An 18626-nucleotide genomic window follows, 5' to 3' on the forward strand; every position below is an offset into this window, starting at 1 on the left:
ATCTGTAAAGATTTTGAAAGGGTTATATAACGGAGCGTTCTGCAAAACGCTCCGTTTCTAATTAATATGGTTATTAGTCGTTTATGAAATCTGGGTAAGCATCCATACCGTGCTCGTGAATGTCAAGACCTTCGATCTCTTCTTCTTTGCTCACTCTAAGTCCCATTACCGCTTTTAGGGTTCCAAGGATAATGAATGTGCAAACTACACAGAAGACACCTACGATCAATACTCCGTACAATTGGGTCATGAATTGCTCACCACCTGCTTTTGCTCCAAAGATTCCTACTGCTAATGTTCCCCAGATACCACAGATCAAGTGAACTGCAACGGCACCAACAGGATCATCTAGTTTTAATTTGTCTATTAGGGCAACACCTAAGACGATGATAAGACCAGCTAAGAATCCAATTATAATTGCTTCGTTAGGAGACATAAGGTCCGCGCCAGCGGTAATACCTACAAGGCCGCCAAGAATACCGTTAAGGAACATGGTTAAATCTAAGTTCTTATATAGTATGGTAGATAGGATAAAGGCTCCAAAACCACCTGCAGCTGCTGCTAAACTTGTAGTTACCAGTACAAGTGAAGTTAATTCTGGGTCGGCTGAAAGTACAGATCCACCGTTAAACCCGAACCATCCTAACCAAAGGATAAGTACACCTGCGGTTGCTAATGGTATGTTATGTCCTGGTATGGCCTTAGGCTTACCGTTTTCGTCAAATTTGCCAATTCGTGATCCTAGTAAGAAGATAGCAACCAATGCTGCCCAACCACCTACAGAGTGAACCAAAGTAGAACCTGCAAAATCATAGAAACCCCATGAATCCAAGAAACCACCACCCCATTTCCAAGCACCTACTATTGGGTAAACAAGACCTACGTAGATTACGGTAAAGATCATAAAGGCACCAATTTTCATACGTTCTGCAACGGCACCGGATACGATAGTTGCTGCTGTAGCTGCAAACATACCTTGAAACAAGAAGTCTGTCCACCAAGTGTAACCGCCATCTGCGTATTCAGGAGTCATTCCGTTTTCTGGAGCTGCAATACCAAAGCCTGCAAATCCGAATATACCTGAAGAACCTTCTTCAAAGCCTGGGTACATCATGTTAAAGCCCCATGCGTAGTAAAGTAAAAGTCCACCTGTAATAATAAAGATGTTCTTAAATAATATGTTTATTGTATTTTTTTGTCTGGTAAGGCCTATTTCTAAAAAGGCGAATCCGGTGTGCATGAAGAATACCAAAGCGGTAGCCAACATCATCCAAACGTTATTTGCTGTAAATAATCCTGCGTCCATTTTCTTTAAAGTTTAGTTATTGGTTTTTTTTAGTTGATTCCAGCTTGCCCGCTTTCTTTTGTTCGTATTCTGTAAGCCTCAAGAACCTCGGAAACAAATATTTTTCCATCTCCAACATTACCGGTATAAGCTGCTTCAAGAATGGTATCAACCGTACGCTCAACAAATTCATCGGATACTACTATAGAAAGGTATCTTCTCTGAATGTCGCTCGTACTATAAGAGATTCCTCTATAGACATGACCTTGTTTTTCGTTTCCTACCCCTGTTACATCCCAGTAACTGAAGAAGTTCACCTCTATTTGATGAAGCGCTTTTTTTACGTCATCAAACTTCGATTTTCTAATGATTGCCTCGATTTGTTTCATAATAATTGTATTAATTAGAGAAACAAATGTATGTTAAAATAATTAACACCCCATAAATTTTGGGGTGTTATGCTTTATTTTTATGTTTATGTGAAATTATACCCCTATTTTTTTGGGGTATCTTAATAAAATTTGTTCAAAATGTATTTTTGCTGATGTAAAATCAGAGAATCTGATGGAATATTGAAAAAAATGGACAAAAAATGTCATAAGGTTAGATAATCATAAGCTGATTACCTAAAACTTTGAATTTTTGATAGGGTAGAAAAAGGGTGAGTAAAGGCCTTTAGACCAATTTTGACAACCAAAGACCTAGTGCAACGGCTAAAATGCCAACAACAACACTAGAAATAAGATAGGTAAAGAAACCTATAAATTCTCCTGAAGTTAAAAGTGAGTGCTTTTCAAAAGCAAAGGTGGAAAATGTAGTAAAGCCTCCGCAGAAACCGGTAGCGAACAAAAGTGTCTGGTTAGAGGTTAAATAATTTGTCTTAACAGAAAGACCTAAAATAAGACCTATTAGTAAACAGCCTAGAACGTTTACAATAAAAGTACCTAGAAAGAAATGTTGAAAGTGATTGTTGAGTGATTTGGAAACCAGATAGCGAAGTATGCTACCTATGCCACCTCCAAAGAATACAAGTAACAATTGTTTCATCTGCGCAAATTACGTAAATAATTTGTCAGCTTGGTAATGCTTTTTGTGGATAGTTTTAAACGGCTTTCTTAAACTTGGAAGAAAGATTGTTAAGCGTATAAACTTTAGATGATGCAGATTTGGATGCATTCTCTTCCGTCTTTTTTGCTCCATTAGATATTCCACTTAAGCTAAATACCATAAACAAAGCATTTGCCCCGATTAAAACTAAAAGTATTGTGAAGAAAGTCATCATTTTTTTACCCCTTTGGAATACATAACGCAAAATTACGCTATTTGTTATGTTATACGAGAAGAAATAACTTTTAGTCGTGAAAAGCGGTGTTTTTATCGAGACTATAAATATTGTCCTAATTTTTAAGGAAATGCTTAATAAAAAGTAGGATTATTACGAAGGATATGAATAAAAGTCCCACCCATTTAACCCCTTTGTAGTTTTTTGCGTGTAGTTTTTTGTCTTTTTTGTAGGACAAAAAGATAATTACGATAAAACAGATGGCAAAAAGCGCGGCAAAAACGATTTGTCCGGTGGTGAACATATTCTTTATTTTTATGCAAAATTACGCTATTATTGGCAGAAACTATTTTTAAATCAATACAACTATATATGAAAAACAAAATTAGTGCGGTAGCGCTTTTCCACAACTCGTTTGGGTTGGGAGTCTCAGAAACCATGTGTGCAGATTTAGGGGAAGCCAAGAACCTGCTTAGGTTTAATTTGATGGATGAGGAGAATCAAGAATATCTGGAGGCGGCAAGAAATAATGACCTGGTAGAAGTTGCAGATGCCCTTGGTGATATGCTCTACATCTTGTGCGGGACTATTCTTGAACACGGTATGCAACATAAAATAGAAGAAGTGTTCAATGAAATTCAACGTAGTAATATGAGTAAATTGGGGCAAGACGGTAAGCCTATCTACCGCGAAGATGGTAAGGTGTTAAAAGGGCCCAACTATTTTAAACCTAATATTGCGGAAATTTTGGAGAAATAATTCTACGTTTAAGAGAATGAAAAACGGGTGCTAAATTTAGCACCCGTTTTTTATCCTATATAATTAAGATGTTCACTTTATGTAAACGGTCTTATTTTAAAGCCCTACTCTCCAACCAAATGGGTCTTCGGCACGGTTGTATTGTATATCCGTAATGTCTTTCTTTATTTGAGAAGCAAAACTGTTTTCCAATTCCGGTAAATCATAATCTACACCTCTGTAGCCAAATGCGGAAATTGGTGAAACTACGGCAGCAGTTCCCGCTCCGAACATTTCTTTAAGTCTTCCGTTCTTGGCGGCTTCAACAACTTCGGCAACTGTTATCTTTCTTACTTCGGTTTTAATATCTTTTTGTTCTGCCAACTGCAAAATACTTTTTCGTGTAATACCGTCTAATATACGGTCACTTGTTGGGCCTGTAATTAAAGTATCGTCAATACGAACAAAAATGTTCATGGCACCGGCTTCCTCAATATATTCATGATTGTGGTCATCGGTCCAAATAACTTGATTGTATCCTTTTTCAACCGCTAATTGGGTTGGGTAGAACTGTCCGGCATAATTGCCACCAGTTTTAGCATAACCTACGCCTCCGTTCGCGGAACGCGAATATTTTTCTTCAATAAGTACTTTAACTTTTCCGGAAAAATAGGATCCAGACGGCGCAAGACATATTATAAATTTATAAGCATTTGCAGGAGAGGCGTGAAAACCGTTCCCGGAAGCAAACATAAAAGGTCTTATGTACATAGAGCTCCCTTCGGTCTGCGGAATCCATTTTTCTTCCAACTCCAATAGCGCCTTTAGGCCTTCCATGAAAAACTCTTCGGGTAATTCCGGAATGGCCATACGTTTTGCGGAGATGTTCAATCTTTTAAAATTCTCCAACGGTCTAAAAAGCCACGTTTTGTTATTATCATCTTTGTAGGCTTTCATTCCTTCAAAAATAGACTGCCCGTAATGGAAAATTTTTGCAGACGGGTCAAGGCTAATGGGCTGGTAGGGAGTTATTTTTGGAGTTTCCCAAGCACCATTTTTATAATCGCAGACCAGCATGTGATCAGTAAATACACTCCCAAAAGCGAGATTGTTAAAATCTACTTGTTCGATCTTTGATTCTTTTACCTTTTCAATGCTGATTTTTTGCATGGTCGAGTTCATAACTTTTTAAATTAAAGGATTAAAATTAACGATTTATCCTTACCTGTTCTTCTTTTTTCGTTGAAAAATGCCCAGTTTTGCGGTACTTATCTAATTTTTATAGGAAATGCGTGTATTTAACAATTTACTTGCGGTTTTTATGGTGGTTTTGGCCTGTAGTGGGCAAGAAACCAAAGAGATAACTTACAATGGCGTCAACTATAAAATGATTGGCGAGAATTTGGAAGCCTCCAATGCATTGACCAGTGCCAAAATGGCCCGAAAATATAGCGGTATGTCCGTGCAGGATACATTACGCGCAAAATTCAAAGCTACGGTAACGGATGTTTGTAAGGTTAAGGGCTGTTGGATGAAGTTGCAATTGAACGACGGACGGGAAACTATGGTCCGCTTTAAGGATTATGCCTTTTTTATGCCAAGTGATATTACGGGTAAGGAAGTAATCGTTAACGGTTATGCATATGTAGAGTCTATGAGCGTAGAGGACCAAAAACATTACGCAAAAGATGGGGGGAAGTCTGAGTCCGAAATCGCAAAAATCAAGGAGCCTAAGAAAACTCTAGGTTTTGAGGCAGATGGTGTTTTGATAGAAAATAAATAGTTTGGAAAGAAAAATTATTACAACGGGCGATGGATCAAAGACCATTCAGATTTCTGATTGGGACGAACAGTACCATTCAAAACACGGGGCGGTTCAAGAAGCGTATCACGTTTTTATAAAACATGGTCTTTCGCTTTTTTTTGGAAAAAACATACATATTCTTGAAATAGGTTTCGGTACGGGACTCAATGCGCTTATTACCCGAATCGAATCAAAGAAAAATCCCACTGAAATTACTTATAGGGGGGTAGAGGCATATCCGGTCTCACCAGAAGAATTGGAACAACTTAATTATATATCCGAGTTAAAAGCCGAAGAATTCAGGTCGGATTTTGAGAAAATGCATACCGCTCCGTGGGAAAATGATGTTCGGATTTCGGAAAATTTTCTCTTGAAAAAGGAACAGAAGTTTTTTGCCGATATTGATGATGAAAATGTTTTTGACCTGGTTTATTTTGATGCCTTTGGCGCAAGGGTGCAACCTGAACTTTGGACAGAGGATATTTTTTCCAAGATGTACCGTGCTATGAAAAAAGACGGAGTGTTAGTTACATATGCCGCCAAAGGTAGTGTTAGAAGGGCAATGTTAGCAGTTGGGTTTGAGGTAGAACGCCTGCCAGGTCCTCCAGGAAAAAGAGAAATGTTAAGGGCTAAAAAGTAACTGTATGTACTAACAAAAAGTTAATTATAAACGGGTTATCGGCATTTCTTAACATATTAGCACATATTAGTGTTAAATCCGAATTAAATGATAGTCAGCTAGTTTGCAAAAGCTATACCTTTGAATCATGAGAATACTGATTACAGGGGCAACAGGTCTAGTGGGCAGTGCGATTGTGGAGCAATGTCAAAGGAAAGATATTGCCGTAAATTACCTTACTACAAGTAAAAGTAAAATTTCTTCAAAGCCAGAATACAAGGGGTATTATTGGAACCCTGATAAAGGCGAAATTGATTTGGATTGTCTAACTGGGGTTTCTGCTATTATAAATTTGGCGGGGTCTTCCATTTCTAAAAGATGGACATCTAGCAATAAAAAAAAGATAATATCCAGCAGGATCAATTCCTTAAGGACTTTATATACAGCATTAGAAAAGGTAGATACCAGTAAAATATCATCTTTTGTATCGGCATCTGCAATTGGTAGATACCCAGATTCTTTAAGTAAATTTTATACCGAAGAAGATACAGAGGTTGATGATAGTTTTTTAGGTGAAGTTGTAGCGTTGTGGGAAAATGAGATAGATCGCTTCAACACCTTTGGTTTTAATGTGGCCAAGGTAAGAATAGGTTTGGTAATGTCATGTAAGGGAGGAGCGCTTCCGGAAATGGCAAAACCAATTAAGAATTATGTGGGAGCTGCATTTGGTAGTGGAGAGCAATGGCAGTCCTGGGTTCATATTTCGGATTTGGCAAGAATGTTTTTGTTTGTTGTAGAATATGGTCTGGATGGTGTGTTTAATGGGGTAGGGCCAAACCCTGTTACCAATAACAAATTGGTAAAAGAGATAGCTAAGGTCCTTGAAAAACCAGTTATACTTCCTAATATTCCAAGAATGGCTATGAGAATTATTTTGGGTAAAATGTCTTATCTACTCTTTGCTAGCCAGCGCGTAAGTTGCAAGAAAATAGAGGAAGAGGGGTTCAATTTTATCTATCCCAATGTTTGTGTTGCCTTGGAAGCTATATATAATAGTAAGGAATGCACTAAACCATCTAATATTAAAGCTTTATCAAAAGAATATATTCCCTAGTAAATTATTTGGGTTATAATAAGTATAGGATACCTGCGTAGGCAGGTATTTTTTTTGCTTTAATATTTAACGGTGTGGTTTGTTGGGGTTGTAGAAACTTTGGAGATATTTTTTTGATTTCTTTTTTTAGTGACATTTTGACATTTTTAAAGAAATGGCAGTACTTTTGCCAACCTAAAAGCGAGAATTCAAATTGTATCACAATGAGCGATAAACAAAATACAGAAGACCTTGATCAGGTATTGGACAAAGACCAAGCAGAAACAACGTCTGAAAATAATATAGAGCAAGAAGAACTAAGTGTGGAAGAACAATTAAGAGAGGATCTTGCTAAGGAAAAAGATAAATTTCTACGGTTGTTTGCTGAGTTTGAAAACTTCAAGAAACGAACTTCAAAAGAGCGAATGGATTTATTTAAGACCGCTGGACAGGAAATTATGGTTTCTATGTTGCCGGTTTTAGATGATTTTGAACGCGCTTTAAAAGAGATGGCCAAATCTGAGGATAAAGAGATGTTTAAAGGTGTAGAACTTATTAGAGTAAAGTTCCGTGAGACCTTAAAATCTAAAGGACTAGAAGAGGTAAGTGCCGAAATAGGCGATGCTTTTGATGCAGATGTGCATGAGGCTATTACACAAATACCTGCCCCTAACAAAAAACTTAAAGGAAAGATTGTTGATGTGGTTGAGAAAGGGTTTAAGCTTGGTGATAGAATCATTCGTCACCCAAAAGTGGTAGTAGGAAACTAAAAAGAAAGGATGAAGGAAGATTATTATGACGTACTTGGCATAAGTAAAAGTGCCAGCGCAGCAGAGATAAAGAAAGCCTATAGAAAAAAGGCGTTGCAGCATCATCCGGATAAAAATCCGGGAGATACCAAGGCTGAGGAAATGTTCAAAAAGTCTGCGGAAGCATATGAAGTGTTGAGCGACCCTGACAAAAGAGCACGTTACGATCAGTTTGGGCATGGTGCTTTTGACGGTTCTGGCGGCTTTGGAGGCGGCGGAATGAATATGGATGATATCTTCAGCCAATTTGGAGACATTTTCGGTAGCGCTTTTGGCGGTGGCGGAGGTGGTTTTGGCGGTTTTGGCGGCGGCGGCTTTGGTGGCGGTGGTCAACGTAGGGTTAAAGGAAGTAACCTTCGCATCCGTGTAAAGTTAACGCTTGAGGAAGTTGCCAACGGCGTAGAGAAAAAAATAAAGGTTAAAAGAAAAATCCAGGCAAGTGGTGTAACCTATAAAACATGTGCAACATGTGGTGGTAGGGGACAGGTTACCAAAATCACCAATACAATTCTTGGACGTATGCAGACCGCAGCTACTTGTAGCACATGTGGTGGTAGCGGTCAGGTTTTGGATAAAAAACCTAGTGATGCAGATGCACAAGGGCTTAAGGTAGCAGAGGAAACCGTATCAATAAATATTCCTGCAGGGGTTGAGGACGGTATGCAGTTAAAGGTGCCCAATAAGGGTAACGATGCTCCGGGCAATGGCGTTCCAGGAGATTTGTTGGTAGCTATTGAAACCGTAGATCATGAGACTTTAAAGCGCGAGGGAGACAACCTTCACTATGACTTGTATATTAGCTTTTCAGAAGCCGTTTTAGGTACGTCCAAAGAAATTGATGCCGTTGGTGGAAAGGTGCGTATAAAATTAGAGTCAGGTATTCAGTCCGGTAAAATATTACGTTTAAGAGGTAAGGGTATCTCTAGTATTAATGGTTACGGTAGTGGTGATTTATTGGTTCATGTTAACGTTTGGACTCCAAAAGAGTTGAACAAAGAGCAAAAAGAGTTCTTTGAACGGATGCAGAACAATGAAAACTTTTTGCCAAAACCTGAGAAATCTGACAAATCTTTCTTTGAAAAAGTAAAAGATATGTTCTCATAATTCATATGAATTGCGTTTTAAATAAAAAACGTATATTTGATTTAATATTGGTATTCCAATATTAATTTTCTTTTTCATAGCAATTTTTTTCCCATCCTTATTTGCTTAAGGGTGGGTTTTGTTTTTAGGAATATATTGGCAATGTCTTGTGAGGACAAAAAACTATCTTTGACAAAATTGCTTACATGGATAATATTTTGGTCACTAAAGAGGTCACCAAACAATTTGGGGAATATACCGCTCTAAATAATGTATCGTTAGAGATTCCCAAAAATAGTATTTACGGACTCCTAGGTCCAAACGGTGCTGGGAAGACTACCCTTATTCGTATTATAAATCAGATTACGTATCCGGACAGTGGTGAGGTTTTGTTTGATGGGAAACCCTTAAAGGCGGAACACGTAGCACAAATAGGATACCTGCCGGAAGAGCGCGGTCTGTACAAGAGCATGAAAGTGGGCGAGCAAGCGCTCTACTTGGCACAATTAAAAGGCTTATCTAAAGCTGAAGCTAAAAAAAGACTTAAATTTTGGTTTGAGCGTTTAGAAATTGGGGATTGGTGGAACAAAAAAATCCAGGAACTTTCTAAAGGTATGGCTCAAAAGATACAGTTTATTGTAACCGTATTACATGAACCCAAATTATTGATTTTTGACGAGCCCTTTAGTGGGTTTGATCCTATTAATGCCAATATTATAAAGGATGAAATTCTTAAGTTGAAGGAGAAGGGTACATCAATTATTTTTTCTACGCATAGGATGGAATCTGTAGAGGAACTTTGCGAGTACATTGCACTGATTCATCGTTCCGAAAAAATATTGGACGGTAAGCTATCGGACATTAAAAAAGCATATAAAAACAATGTTTTTAAAGTGGGCTTACAGACCCAGCATGCAGATATGCTCTTAAAAGAGCTAACGGATAAATTTACCATTAACACCTCCCAATTTGACGCCGAAGAAAATCAGTTGGATCTTACACTGCAATTACCCACTAATGATTCTCGTGAGGTGCTCACCTATTTATCGTCCAAAGCAAACATCAATCACTTTGTAGAGACCATTCCGTCTACAAGCGAAATTTTTATACAAACCGTACAAAGCAAAAGTAAAGGTCTAAATGAATAAGCTATCACTTATTATAAAAAGGGAGTATTTGGCAAAGGTGCGGAATAAGTCCTTTGTAATAATGACATTTTTAAGTCCCATTCTTATGGTTGCCATGGTGGTGCTTGTTGCATATCTGGCCAAAGTGAACGATAATGAATCTAGGGTTATCGGTATATTGAACCAAAGCGATTATTTTTCAAATGATTTTGTTCCTAGTGAGACTACTTCATTTGTAGAGTTTAGTGATGTAACCTTAGAGGAAGCAAAAGATTCCGTTGCTAGTTTAGGTTTTGATGGGCTGCTATACCTTCCTAAGGACTCTAGTTTAAGAGAGGTAACTGAAAATTCGTTTTTTTATACCAAAGACGCACCGCCCACACAGGTGGTGGAACGTTTGGAGAATACCATCCAAGAACGATTGCGGCAAGAACGATTACACGAAATGGGTATCTCGGCAGCAGATTTTGCCAAGATGGATGCAAATTTTGAGATGAACACCGCAACCTTTTCGGGGGAAACCAATCTTAAGGGAATCAATGAAATAAAAGCTTTTATTGGTGGAGGCTTTGGTTATCTCATCATGATGTTTATAATCATTTATGGTGGTTTTGTAATGCGTAGTGTAATAGAGGAAAAGACCAGCCGTATTATTGAGGTAATAATCTCTTCAGTTAAGCCTTTTCAACTTATGCTGGGTAAAATTATAGGTACTTCCTTGGCGGGAATCACTCAGTTTGCCATATGGATTATCTCCGCAGGTATTCTTTTATTAATATCATTTGCGGTTTTTGATATTGATCCTGTGGCTCTAAATACAGGGGCTACTATGGCTTCGAGTATGGGGGGCGGGTTACCTTCCGTGGATCATACCATGCAACTGTACGCTCAGGAACTGTTCAAGATTCCATGGGTAATGCTCATTACCTTCTTTCTTATCTATTTTGTTCTGGGATACTTGATCTACAGTTCAATTTATGCAGCTATTGGCGCTGCGGTAGACAATGAAACGGATACTCAGCAATTTATATTTCCTATTATTCTTCCTCTAATGTTGGCCATTTACGTGGGTTTCTTTTCGGTTTTTAGTAATCCTCATGGTCCCATAGCGGTTGGTTTTTCGTTATTTCCATTAACCTCTCCAATTGTTATGCTCATGCGCTTACCTGGAGGAATTGGAGAAGGAGGTGTGCCTGTTTGGGAGTTGATAACATCTATTATCCTTTTAATCGTTACATTTATAGGTATCGTTTGGTTGGCGGCAAAAATATATAGGGTAGGTATTCTTATGTACGGTAAAAAGCCAACCTATAAAGAATTGTTCAAGTGGTTAAGATATTGATCATGATTCAGGACACACAAAGTAAAGTAGAGGAAATAATAGAAGAAGATATTTGGGGAGCCATTAAAGACTTTCTTAATCTAGGCCTCAAATATGGCGAAGGCGAGAATACCATTAATATAACCATTGGTCTTCTACTTTTGCTAGTTGCTGCATTTTTGATTACCGGAGTGGTTTTAAAATGGTTGCGTACCCTTTTAACCAGACGTATGTCCGGAGATGATAAGCTTAAGTTTATTAGCGTTTTTAAGTTTATTAGGTACGTCGTCTATATGGTGGTCATACTTTTGACCATGAGTGCGGCAGGAATAGATATAACTCTGCTTCTTACGGCTTCGGCAGCACTTTTTGTAGGTTTGGGGTTGGCCTTACAGGAGCTTTTTCAAGATGTAATAGGTGGTATTTTTATAATAATAGACAAGTCTCTCCATGTTGGGGATATTATAGAGGTAGACAGTAAAGTGGGCAAGGTGTTCGAAATAAAATTGAGAACCACCCGCGCCATTACAAGAGATGATAAGGTAATTATTATTCCCAACCACAAGTTCATTAGTGATATAATTTACAATTACACCCAAAACCATAAAACCACTAGGGAGCAGATTAAAATAGGAATTGCCTATGGTAGTGATGTTAATTTGGCTACCAGTATTTTAGAAGGAATTGCTGCAAAGCAAAAAGGGCTGTTAAAAAGCCCCAAGCCATTTGTGATTTTTGAAGATTTTGGCGATTCGGCCTTAATGTTTTCCCTTAATTTCTATACGAACGATAGTTTTAGTGTCCCCAAAATAAAAAGTGAAATGCGTTATAAGTTAGACGCGGAATTTAGAAGCAACAATATTTCTATACCTTTTCCGCAAAGAGATATACATATTATTCAGCAAAAGCCGTTTCAATATAGTAATATAAGTAATATTGAATCAAAACAGGGTGAATAGTAGCAAGTTTAGTGCCCGTATTATCTTTTTTCTTTTATGGTCTTTTGTGGGGTTCGGACAAACCCCGGACGTAGTAAGATTAGAGTACATGATGATGCCAAGGAACAATTCCGATGCGGAGTTGTCCCGAATGAAGCTTTTGGTAAACGTGCCAATAAAAGTTAAGGATTCCAACAACCTTGTTGTTGGAGCTGAGTATAACCGTCTAGCCTATAATCTCGCGCGAGAGCTTCCGTTCAGTAATGCAGGGTTAAAGCAGTTTCATGTAGTGGATTTTAATATGGCCTATGTTTGGAAATTCAATCCAAATTGGCGCTTCATTGGGGTGGTCACGCCCCGTTTGTCATCTACCTTAACAAACCCAATTGAGAATGGGGATTTTTCGGTGAACTCAACAATCGGTTTTTTAAAAGAGAAGAAAAATATAGACAAACCAAGTATAATGGTGTTAGGTCTTGCCTACAATTCTACGGTAGCACTTCGTGTACCCATTCCTATTTTTTATTACGAACAGCGTTTTCATAAAAACTGGAGTTTTGTAGTTGGGATACCCAAAACGGGAATGAAATACCATTTAAAAGAAAGACACCAATTTCAAACGGAGTTTATATTTGATGGGTATTATGTGAATTTGCAGAATAATATAGTGCTGCCAAATACGATAAGCGCTTCTTCCGTATCCTCGTCTGCGGCCTTGGTAACGGTAGGTTACCAGTTTAAGTTGGCGGCGAGTACGTTTGTTTACGCCTACGCTGGTCATACGGTATTTCAAGACGGTGTTTTGAGAGATGAAGAAAGAAATGATATTTTTACGTTAAACGATAACCCTAGTTTTTATTTTAGAACAGGATTTAGAATAGGACTTTAAAATTAAGATACTATGCCCAAAATATTAGTAATTGAAGACGAAGCCGCAATTAGACGTGTACTGGTCAAGATTCTCTCAGAAGAGAGCGATAGCTATCAGTTAGAAGAGGCAGAAGATGGGGTTAAAGGTCTAGAGGCAGTTAAGAACAATGATTATGATCTTGTGCTTTGCGATATAAAAATGCCTAAAATGGATGGGGTAGAAGTGTTGGAAGCAGCTCGTAAGATAAAACCGGAAACACCATTTATCATGATTTCCGGGCACGGAGATTTGGATACTGCGGTCAATACAATGAGGCTAGGAGCGTTTGATTACATTTCAAAACCACCGGACCTTAATAGGCTTCTGACTACCGTTCGTAATGCAGTGGATAGAAAAGTATTGGTGGTAGAGAATAAGAAGTTAAAGAAAAAGGTAAGCAAGAATTACGAGATGATCGGTGAGAGTAAGGAAATCACCGTCATTAAAGATATGATTGAAAAAGTTGCGCCTACGGATGCCCGTGTACTTATTACAGGTTCAAATGGTACCGGTAAGGAGTTGGTTGCACATTGGGTGCATGAAAAGAGTGAACGTAGCTCAGCTCCTTTTGTTGAGGTGAACTGTGCGGCCATACCTTCGGAATTAATAGAGAGCGAACTCTTTGGCCATGTAAAAGGCGCCTTTACATCTGCCGTTCGCGATCGTGCCGGTAAATTTGAGGCGGCCAACAAAGGAACCATTTTTCTAGATGAAATTGGTGATATGAGTCTATCTGCTCAGGCTAAGGTACTGAGAGCGCTTCAGGAAAGTAAAATATCTCGTGTAGGAACGGATAAGGATATAAAAGTAGATGTACGCGTTATAGCGGCAACCAACAAAAATCTAAAAAAGGAAATAGAAGAAGGTAATTTCCGTGAAGATCTATACCATAGATTGGCAGTTATATTAATTCAGGTTCCAGCTTTGAACGATAGGCGTGATGATATTCCTTTGCTTATTGAACATTTTGCGAAAAAAATAGCTTCGGAACAGGGCAGTGCCTCCAAAACGTTTTCGGCGAAAGCCATAAAACTTTTAAAAAGTTACGATTGGACCGGGAATATAAGAGAACTTAGAAACGTAGTTGAACGTTTAATTATCTTGGGAGGAAAAGAAGTTACGGAAGAGGATGTAAAACTCTTCGCAAGCAAGTAGCAAGCGTGTGTATGGAAATAAGCAAAGGTTAGGAGGAATTCTATCTTCCACATTTACCTAAACGCTCCAAGGCTTGTGCGGTTATCTCTTTTGTCTTTAGATTGTAGTATTTCTTACTTTCGGACAGGTGTGGCTTAAGAAGTTCTTGCTCACAGTTTTCATAGATATTTTGTGCAAAGGCTCTGGCTTCAGCACAATCTACTGTATTTATAACCTTGTCCAATGAAGCTTTGTACTTCAATAAAGAGGTATCTATCTTTTGCTGTATTTTGGTATTATCAAGGAAAGACATGATAACTTCTTCTTCAGGATTTTCTACATTCATGACCAGATTATTGGAACCATATATGCTGCCATGCTCATCATGGTTGGCAATGGCTTCTAAACTTTCTTTACTGAATTCAAGCGCTTTGTTAAGTAATATACGGGTGCCGGCAAGGGAGGTGGCTCTGGTGGCGTTTTTTAGATATTCAATATTCTCTATGACACTGTCCGAAGCATATTCACAACCGCAATCCGCTATTTGATTTTTAGATTTTTCAAGTGCATTTAGGGCCTTAAATGTATAGAATCTAGCCATTTGCAAATCTTTCATAGAAAGTGCTTTTTTGGTCTGATTTTTTACGTAGCCCAAGTTAGAGTTGGCATAATCGCAATCTTGGGTGGCTCCAAAAGAGTACGAAAATGAAAACATGAAAAGAAATAATATAAAGTAGTATAACTTCATAGGCTAGGCTTTTTCTGCTGTAAAATTTGGGGTTATTTACGGTGTAAAGTTAAGCACGCCAGCTTGTTAACCTGTAGTTTTTTCGATGGACAACCTACTGTGTGTGGTATTTTGGATAAACCGGGCAGTTCTGTTGTTAAACGGTCATTTTTTTTAACATTTGATACCGTTCAACGGTAAAATAGTTTTATATTCAACCTATGTACGAGTCAAAAATTACTTCATTTAGAGTGGACGGGAAGGTTAAACTTCTAGAGCGGCCCACGAGAGAGGATTTCGGTAAGACCGATAAAGAATTAAAAAAGGATTTAGAAAACATCCGTGAAGAGCTAGGTGATTTTCAAGACACACTATATGCTCATGGGAAGTATAGTGTTCTTATCTGTCTACAAGGTATGGATACCGCTGGTAAGGACAGTTTGATCCGGGAGGTATTCAAGGACTTTAATGCACGCGGTGTTGTGGTACACAGTTTTAAAGTGCCTACGGAGTTGGAGCTGGGCCATGATTATTTGTGGAGGCATTACATAGCTTTGCCTGCCAAAGGTAAATTTGGGGTTTTTAATAGAACACATTATGAGAATGTTCTGGTAACCCGTGTACATCCTGAATATATTATGGGAGAGCACATTCCTGGGATTCATTCGGTAGCAGATATAGATCAAAAATTTTGGGATAAACGTTTTGAACAAATCAATAATTTTGAGCGCCACATTGCCGAAAATGGTACGATTATCTTTAAATTTTACCTTCACCTATCTAAAGAGGAACAGCGCTTAAGATTACTTAGAAGGCTAGCTTTAAAACGTAAAAATTGGAAATTTTCCCCGGGAGATCTTAAAGAACGCAAACTTTGGGATACGTACCGGAACTGTTACGAAGAAGCTATTAATGAAACATCCAAAGCCCATGCGCCTTGGTACATTGTACCTGCGGACAATAAAAAAGCGGCACGGGTTATTGTAGCATCCGTTTTACTGGAAGAACTTAAAAAGTATAAGGATATTAAGGAACCGGAGCTAGACGATAAGATAAAGGCCAATTTGGCACTCTATAAACAACAATTGGAAAAAGAAGCAGAATGAAGAAAGTTATAGTTCTCTTGTTGGGCTTAATCTTAAGTACCTATGGATACGCTCAGAACGATGATGAGAAACAAATAAAAAAAATATATGATCAAGCGCTTACCAAAGGGAAGGCTTATGATTGGCTCAATTACCTTTCCAATCAGATAGGAGGTAGGTTATCCGGCAGTGTGCAGGCGCAATTGGCAGTAGATTATACTAAGGCACAGTTAGATTCCTTGGGTCTTGATAGAGTATGGCTTCAGCCGGTAAAAGTGCCAAAATGGGTACGGGGTACTCCTGAATTCGCATATTTTGAAACCAGTCCGGGTTTATCTACAAACGTGTCAATTTGTGCCTTGGGAGGGTCTGTGGCCACTCCATTGGGCGGATTAAAAGCCGGGGTGGTAGAAGTACAAGGAATAGAAGACTTGGAAAAGTTGGGCAAATCAAAAATAGAGGGCAAAATTGTTTTTTATAACCGTCCTATGGACCCAACGCTGATCAGCACGTTTGCGGCATATACGGGTTGCGTAGATCAACGTTATTCCGGAGCGGAGGAAGCCGCTAAGTATGGAGCGGTTGGTGTAATCGTAAGATCAATGAATTTGAGGTTGGATGATTACCCACATACGGGATCTATGGGGTATGGAGACACACCTGTGTCAAAAAGGATTCCAGCTGCGGCCATTAGCACAAAGGGAGCAGAGCTGTTGAGTACAACCTTAAAGTTGAGTGAGGATACTCAATTTTATTTTAAACAGAACTGCAAACAGTTTGATGATGTGGAGTCGTTTAATGTAATTGGAGAGATTAAAGGAAGCGAGTTTCCAAACGAAATTATGGTCGTAGGAGGACATTTAGATTCTTGGGACCTTGGAGACGGTTCTCATGATGACGGAGCAGGATGTGTACAGAGTATGGATGTATTACGCTTGTTGAAAACTACGGGTTATAAGCCTAAAAGAACTATAAGGGTGGTTTTGTTCATGAACGAGGAAAACGGATTGAGAGGTGGTAATAAGTATGCCGAGGTAGCCAGCAATAAAAAAGAAAAACACGTTTTTGCTTTAGAGAGTGATGCAGGTGGTTTTACCCCTCGCGGATTTTCTTTTGATTGTTCCGATGAAAACCTAAAACAGGTTCAAAGTTGGAAAACTTTGTTTGAACCGTATTATATTCACCTTTTTGAGAAAGGCTATAGCGGTGCGGATATTCGCCCGTTAAAAGATGACCAAATGGTATTGGCCGGCTTAAGACCGGATTCACAGCGCTATTTTGTGCATCACCATGCAGAGAACGATACTTTTGAGCATGTTAATAAACGTGAGCTGGAACTAGGTGCCGCCAGTATGGCCAGTTTAGTGTATTTGTTTGATAAATATGGTATTGTAAAGTAATTTTTTAACTGATTTGGGAGCGTAACGGAATAGTTGTAAGGAGACTTTTCCCTCCAATTTTTCCGAACAAATTTGCTTATCTTTGCCGCTCATTAAAAAAATGAAAAATGCAAGACGGAATCTACGCAAAATTCAATACGGACAAAGGTGAAGTAGTAGTAAAACTCACCCATGATAAAACTCCGGGTACGGTAGGTAACTTTGTTGCCCTTGCCGAAGGAAAACAAGAAAATACTGCAAAAGCAGCAGGTGAGCCTTATTATGATGGATTAAAATTCCATAGGGTAATTCCTGATTTTATGATACAAGGCGGATGCCCTCAAGGAACAGGTACAGGTGATGCCGGTTATAAATTTGATGACGAATTTCATCCGGACTTAAACCATTCTGCACCAGGAGTACTTTCTATGGCTAACGCCGGTCCTGGAACCAACGGTAGCCAGTTTTTCATTACGCATGTGCCAACACCGTGGTTAGATAATAAACATACTGTGTTTGGTCATGTAGAAAGTGGTCAAGATGTGGTTGATGCTATTGCTCAAGGCGATAAAATAAATAGTTTAGAGATTGTTCGTGTAGGTGATGAAGCCCAAAATTGGGATGCACTGGCTAGTTTTGAAAAATTTAAAAGTTCCAAGGAAGAGCGCCTAGCGGAAGAGAAAGCAAAGCAAGCTGCAGAATTAGATAAAATAGCTGCAGGTTTTGATGAAACTGCAAGTGGGTTACGTTACAAAATGATTCAAAAAGGGAGTGGTGTGCAAGCTGAAAATGGTAAAACCGTATCAGTACACTATGAAGGTTCTTTAGTGAACGGCCAAGTTTTTGATTCTTCGTACAAGCGCAATCAACCTATTGATTTTCAATTAGGGGTTGGCCAAGTAATCCCAGGATGGGATGAAGGTATTCAACTTCTGCAAGTAGGAGACAAAGCAAGATTGGTTATTCCGTCTAGTTTAGGATATGGTAGTGCTGGTGCAGGTGGGGTTATTCCTCCTAATGCCACATTATTATTTGATGTAGAATTGATGGATGTGAAATAAAGAAAAGTAATTTATTCTTTGTTACAGTATACAAAGCCTTGGCAGAAATGTCAGGGCTTTTTTATGTTATAGGTGGAAGCTGTACTTAGAATAATGAGTTTATTCAAAGCTTTGTCAGCCTATGTAAAAGCAGGTGGAGTTATATAAACGCTGAAATTTATGCTGGAAAAAAACAAAAGAAGGAAGGGCAGCGCAATTTTTAGGTCGCTCTGCTAAAGAATCAATGCCCCG

Annotated in this window: 20 protein-coding genes; 14 read left to right on the forward strand and 6 right to left on the reverse strand. The window is 38.6% G+C overall.

Translation table 11 applies throughout. The features are described 5' to 3' along the window. Window positions 1-73: 73 nt before the first annotated feature. The 4 genes from SJY45_RS18125 to SJY45_RS18140 all read right to left on the reverse strand — a co-directional run bounded on the left by SJY45_RS18125 (window position 74) and on the right by SJY45_RS18140 (window position 2567). Window positions 74-1306, reverse strand: a complete 1233-nt coding sequence (locus tag SJY45_RS18125) for an ammonium transporter (protein ID WP_400072550.1) — start codon at window positions 1304-1306, stop codon at window positions 74-76. A gap of 29 nt (window positions 1307-1335) precedes the next feature. Then, entirely contained in the window at window positions 1336-1674 is a 339-nt protein-coding gene (locus SJY45_RS18130; RefSeq protein ID WP_215441431.1) for a P-II family nitrogen regulator, read from the reverse strand. Between the two features lie 286 nt (window positions 1675-1960). Further along, on the reverse strand, window positions 1961-2332 hold the full coding sequence (crcB, locus tag SJY45_RS18135; protein WP_215441433.1) for a fluoride efflux transporter CrcB: 372 nt from the start codon (window positions 2330-2332) through the stop codon (window positions 1961-1963). A 55-nt stretch (window positions 2333-2387) separates the two neighbouring features. Then, window positions 2388-2567 carry a hypothetical protein gene (locus SJY45_RS18140; protein ID WP_215441435.1) on the reverse strand — a complete coding sequence of 60 codons (180 nt, stop codon included), beginning with the start codon at window positions 2565-2567 and terminating at the stop codon, window positions 2388-2390. Window positions 2568-2939: 372 nt separating this feature from the next. On the opposite strand from SJY45_RS18140, the gene SJY45_RS18145 reads away from it, so the two are divergent. Then, window positions 2940-3326 (forward strand): hypothetical protein, encoded by a 387-nt coding sequence (locus SJY45_RS18145; protein ID WP_400072553.1) that lies wholly within the window; start codon window positions 2940-2942, stop codon window positions 3324-3326. A 96-nt stretch (window positions 3327-3422) separates the two neighbouring features. On the opposite strand, the gene SJY45_RS18150 is transcribed toward SJY45_RS18145, so the two are convergent. Further along, entirely contained in the window at window positions 3423-4487 is a 1065-nt protein-coding gene (locus SJY45_RS18150) for a branched-chain amino acid aminotransferase (RefSeq protein ID WP_400072554.1), read from the reverse strand. Window positions 4488-4593: 106 nt separating this feature from the next. Between SJY45_RS18150 and SJY45_RS18155 the strand changes: the two genes are divergently transcribed. From SJY45_RS18155 to SJY45_RS18200, 10 genes are all read left to right on the forward strand, one after another. Then, complete coding sequence (locus tag SJY45_RS18155; protein ID WP_400072556.1) at window positions 4594-5088, forward strand: DUF4920 domain-containing protein; 495 nt, start codon at window positions 4594-4596, stop codon at window positions 5086-5088. A gap of 1 nt (window position 5089) precedes the next feature. Further along, on the forward strand, window positions 5090-5749 hold the full coding sequence (gene mnmD, locus SJY45_RS18160; protein WP_215441443.1) for a tRNA (5-methylaminomethyl-2-thiouridine)(34)-methyltransferase MnmD: 660 nt from the start codon (window positions 5090-5092) through the stop codon (window positions 5747-5749). A 127-nt stretch (window positions 5750-5876) separates the two neighbouring features. Further along, window positions 5877-6842 (forward strand): TIGR01777 family oxidoreductase, encoded by a 966-nt coding sequence (locus SJY45_RS18165; protein WP_400072558.1) that lies wholly within the window; start codon window positions 5877-5879, stop codon window positions 6840-6842. Window positions 6843-7045: 203 nt separating this feature from the next. Then, window positions 7046-7591, forward strand: a complete 546-nt coding sequence (locus tag SJY45_RS18170) for a nucleotide exchange factor GrpE (RefSeq protein ID WP_215441447.1) — start codon at window positions 7046-7048, stop codon at window positions 7589-7591. 9 nt (window positions 7592-7600) lie between these two features. Then, on the forward strand, window positions 7601-8734 hold the full coding sequence (gene dnaJ, locus SJY45_RS18175; RefSeq protein ID WP_289063226.1) for a molecular chaperone DnaJ: 1134 nt from the start codon (window positions 7601-7603) through the stop codon (window positions 8732-8734). Between the two features lie 185 nt (window positions 8735-8919). Then, entirely contained in the window at window positions 8920-9861 is a 942-nt protein-coding gene (locus SJY45_RS18180; RefSeq protein ID WP_215441451.1) for an ABC transporter ATP-binding protein, read from the forward strand. Continuing rightward, window positions 9854-11182, forward strand: a complete 1329-nt coding sequence (locus tag SJY45_RS18185; RefSeq protein WP_400072561.1) for an ABC transporter permease — start codon at window positions 9854-9856, stop codon at window positions 11180-11182. Before SJY45_RS18180 ends, SJY45_RS18185 begins: the two co-directional genes overlap by 8 nt. A 2-nt stretch (window positions 11183-11184) precedes the next feature. Beyond that, window positions 11185-12120, forward strand: coding sequence for a mechanosensitive ion channel family protein (locus tag SJY45_RS18190; protein WP_400072563.1), 936 nt, complete (start codon window positions 11185-11187; stop codon window positions 12118-12120). After that, window positions 12113-12988, forward strand: a complete 876-nt coding sequence (locus tag SJY45_RS18195; protein WP_400072565.1) for a DUF6268 family outer membrane beta-barrel protein — start codon at window positions 12113-12115, stop codon at window positions 12986-12988. Before SJY45_RS18190 ends, SJY45_RS18195 begins: the two co-directional genes overlap by 8 nt. Window positions 12989-13000: 12 nt before the next feature. Beyond that, entirely contained in the window at window positions 13001-14164 is a 1164-nt protein-coding gene (locus SJY45_RS18200; protein ID WP_215912632.1) for a sigma-54 dependent transcriptional regulator, read from the forward strand. 40 nt (window positions 14165-14204) lie between these two features. On the opposite strand, the gene SJY45_RS18205 is transcribed toward SJY45_RS18200, so the two are convergent. Next, window positions 14205-14891: a hypothetical protein gene (locus SJY45_RS18205; RefSeq protein WP_400072567.1), complete on the reverse strand. Its 687-nt coding sequence runs from the start codon at window positions 14889-14891 to the stop codon at window positions 14205-14207. A 200-nt stretch (window positions 14892-15091) separates the two neighbouring features. On the opposite strand from SJY45_RS18205, the gene SJY45_RS18210 reads away from it, so the two are divergent. The 3 genes from SJY45_RS18210 (at window position 15092) to SJY45_RS18220 (ending at window position 18395) form a co-directional block, all read left to right on the forward strand. Beyond that, complete coding sequence (locus tag SJY45_RS18210) at window positions 15092-15976, forward strand: PPK2 family polyphosphate kinase (protein ID WP_400072569.1); 885 nt, start codon at window positions 15092-15094, stop codon at window positions 15974-15976. Continuing rightward, window positions 15973-17355 (forward strand): M20/M25/M40 family metallo-hydrolase, encoded by a 1383-nt coding sequence (locus SJY45_RS18215; RefSeq protein ID WP_215912634.1) that lies wholly within the window; start codon window positions 15973-15975, stop codon window positions 17353-17355. The genes SJY45_RS18210 and SJY45_RS18215 overlap by 4 nt, the downstream gene beginning before the upstream one ends. 107 nt (window positions 17356-17462) lie before the next feature. Next, on the forward strand, window positions 17463-18395 hold the full coding sequence (locus SJY45_RS18220) for a peptidylprolyl isomerase (RefSeq protein WP_215441466.1): 933 nt from the start codon (window positions 17463-17465) through the stop codon (window positions 18393-18395). Window positions 18396-18626: the final 231 nt, after the last annotated feature.

Source organism: Zobellia russellii (assembly GCF_044597075.1).
Taxonomy (GTDB): Bacteria; Bacteroidota; Bacteroidia; order Flavobacteriales; family Flavobacteriaceae; genus Zobellia; species Zobellia russellii.

Coding starts and splice junctions, on each gene's coding strand:
- crcB (WP_215441433.1), bottom strand. CDS start 2,332: ATGAAACAATTGTTACTTGTATTCTTTGGAGGTGGCATAGGTAGCATA.
- SJY45_RS18155 (WP_400072556.1), top strand. CDS start 4,594: ATGCGTGTATTTAACAATTTACTTGCGGTTTTTATGGTGGTTTTGGCC.
- SJY45_RS18145 (WP_400072553.1), top strand. CDS start 2,940: ATGAAAAACAAAATTAGTGCGGTAGCGCTTTTCCACAACTCGTTTGGG.
- SJY45_RS18215 (WP_215912634.1), top strand. CDS start 15,973: ATGAAGAAAGTTATAGTTCTCTTGTTGGGCTTAATCTTAAGTACCTAT.
- SJY45_RS18185 (WP_400072561.1), top strand. CDS start 9,854: ATGAATAAGCTATCACTTATTATAAAAAGGGAGTATTTGGCAAAGGTG.
- SJY45_RS18220 (WP_215441466.1), top strand. CDS start 17,463: ATGCAAGACGGAATCTACGCAAAATTCAATACGGACAAAGGTGAAGTA.
- SJY45_RS18170 (WP_215441447.1), top strand. CDS start 7,046: ATGAGCGATAAACAAAATACAGAAGACCTTGATCAGGTATTGGACAAA.
- SJY45_RS18210 (WP_400072569.1), top strand. CDS start 15,092: ATGTACGAGTCAAAAATTACTTCATTTAGAGTGGACGGGAAGGTTAAA.
- dnaJ (WP_289063226.1), top strand. CDS start 7,601: ATGAAGGAAGATTATTATGACGTACTTGGCATAAGTAAAAGTGCCAGC.
- SJY45_RS18150 (WP_400072554.1), bottom strand. CDS start 4,487: ATGAACTCGACCATGCAAAAAATCAGCATTGAAAAGGTAAAAGAATCA.
- SJY45_RS18205 (WP_400072567.1), bottom strand. CDS start 14,891: ATGAAGTTATACTACTTTATATTATTTCTTTTCATGTTTTCATTTTCG.
- SJY45_RS18165 (WP_400072558.1), top strand. CDS start 5,877: ATGAGAATACTGATTACAGGGGCAACAGGTCTAGTGGGCAGTGCGATT.
- SJY45_RS18190 (WP_400072563.1), top strand. CDS start 11,185: ATGATTCAGGACACACAAAGTAAAGTAGAGGAAATAATAGAAGAAGAT.
- SJY45_RS18140 (WP_215441435.1), bottom strand. CDS start 2,567: ATGATGACTTTCTTCACAATACTTTTAGTTTTAATCGGGGCAAATGCT.
- SJY45_RS18200 (WP_215912632.1), top strand. CDS start 13,001: ATGCCCAAAATATTAGTAATTGAAGACGAAGCCGCAATTAGACGTGTA.
- SJY45_RS18130 (WP_215441431.1), bottom strand. CDS start 1,674: ATGAAACAAATCGAGGCAATCATTAGAAAATCGAAGTTTGATGACGTA.
- SJY45_RS18180 (WP_215441451.1), top strand. CDS start 8,920: ATGGATAATATTTTGGTCACTAAAGAGGTCACCAAACAATTTGGGGAA.
- SJY45_RS18125 (WP_400072550.1), bottom strand. CDS start 1,306: ATGGACGCAGGATTATTTACAGCAAATAACGTTTGGATGATGTTGGCT.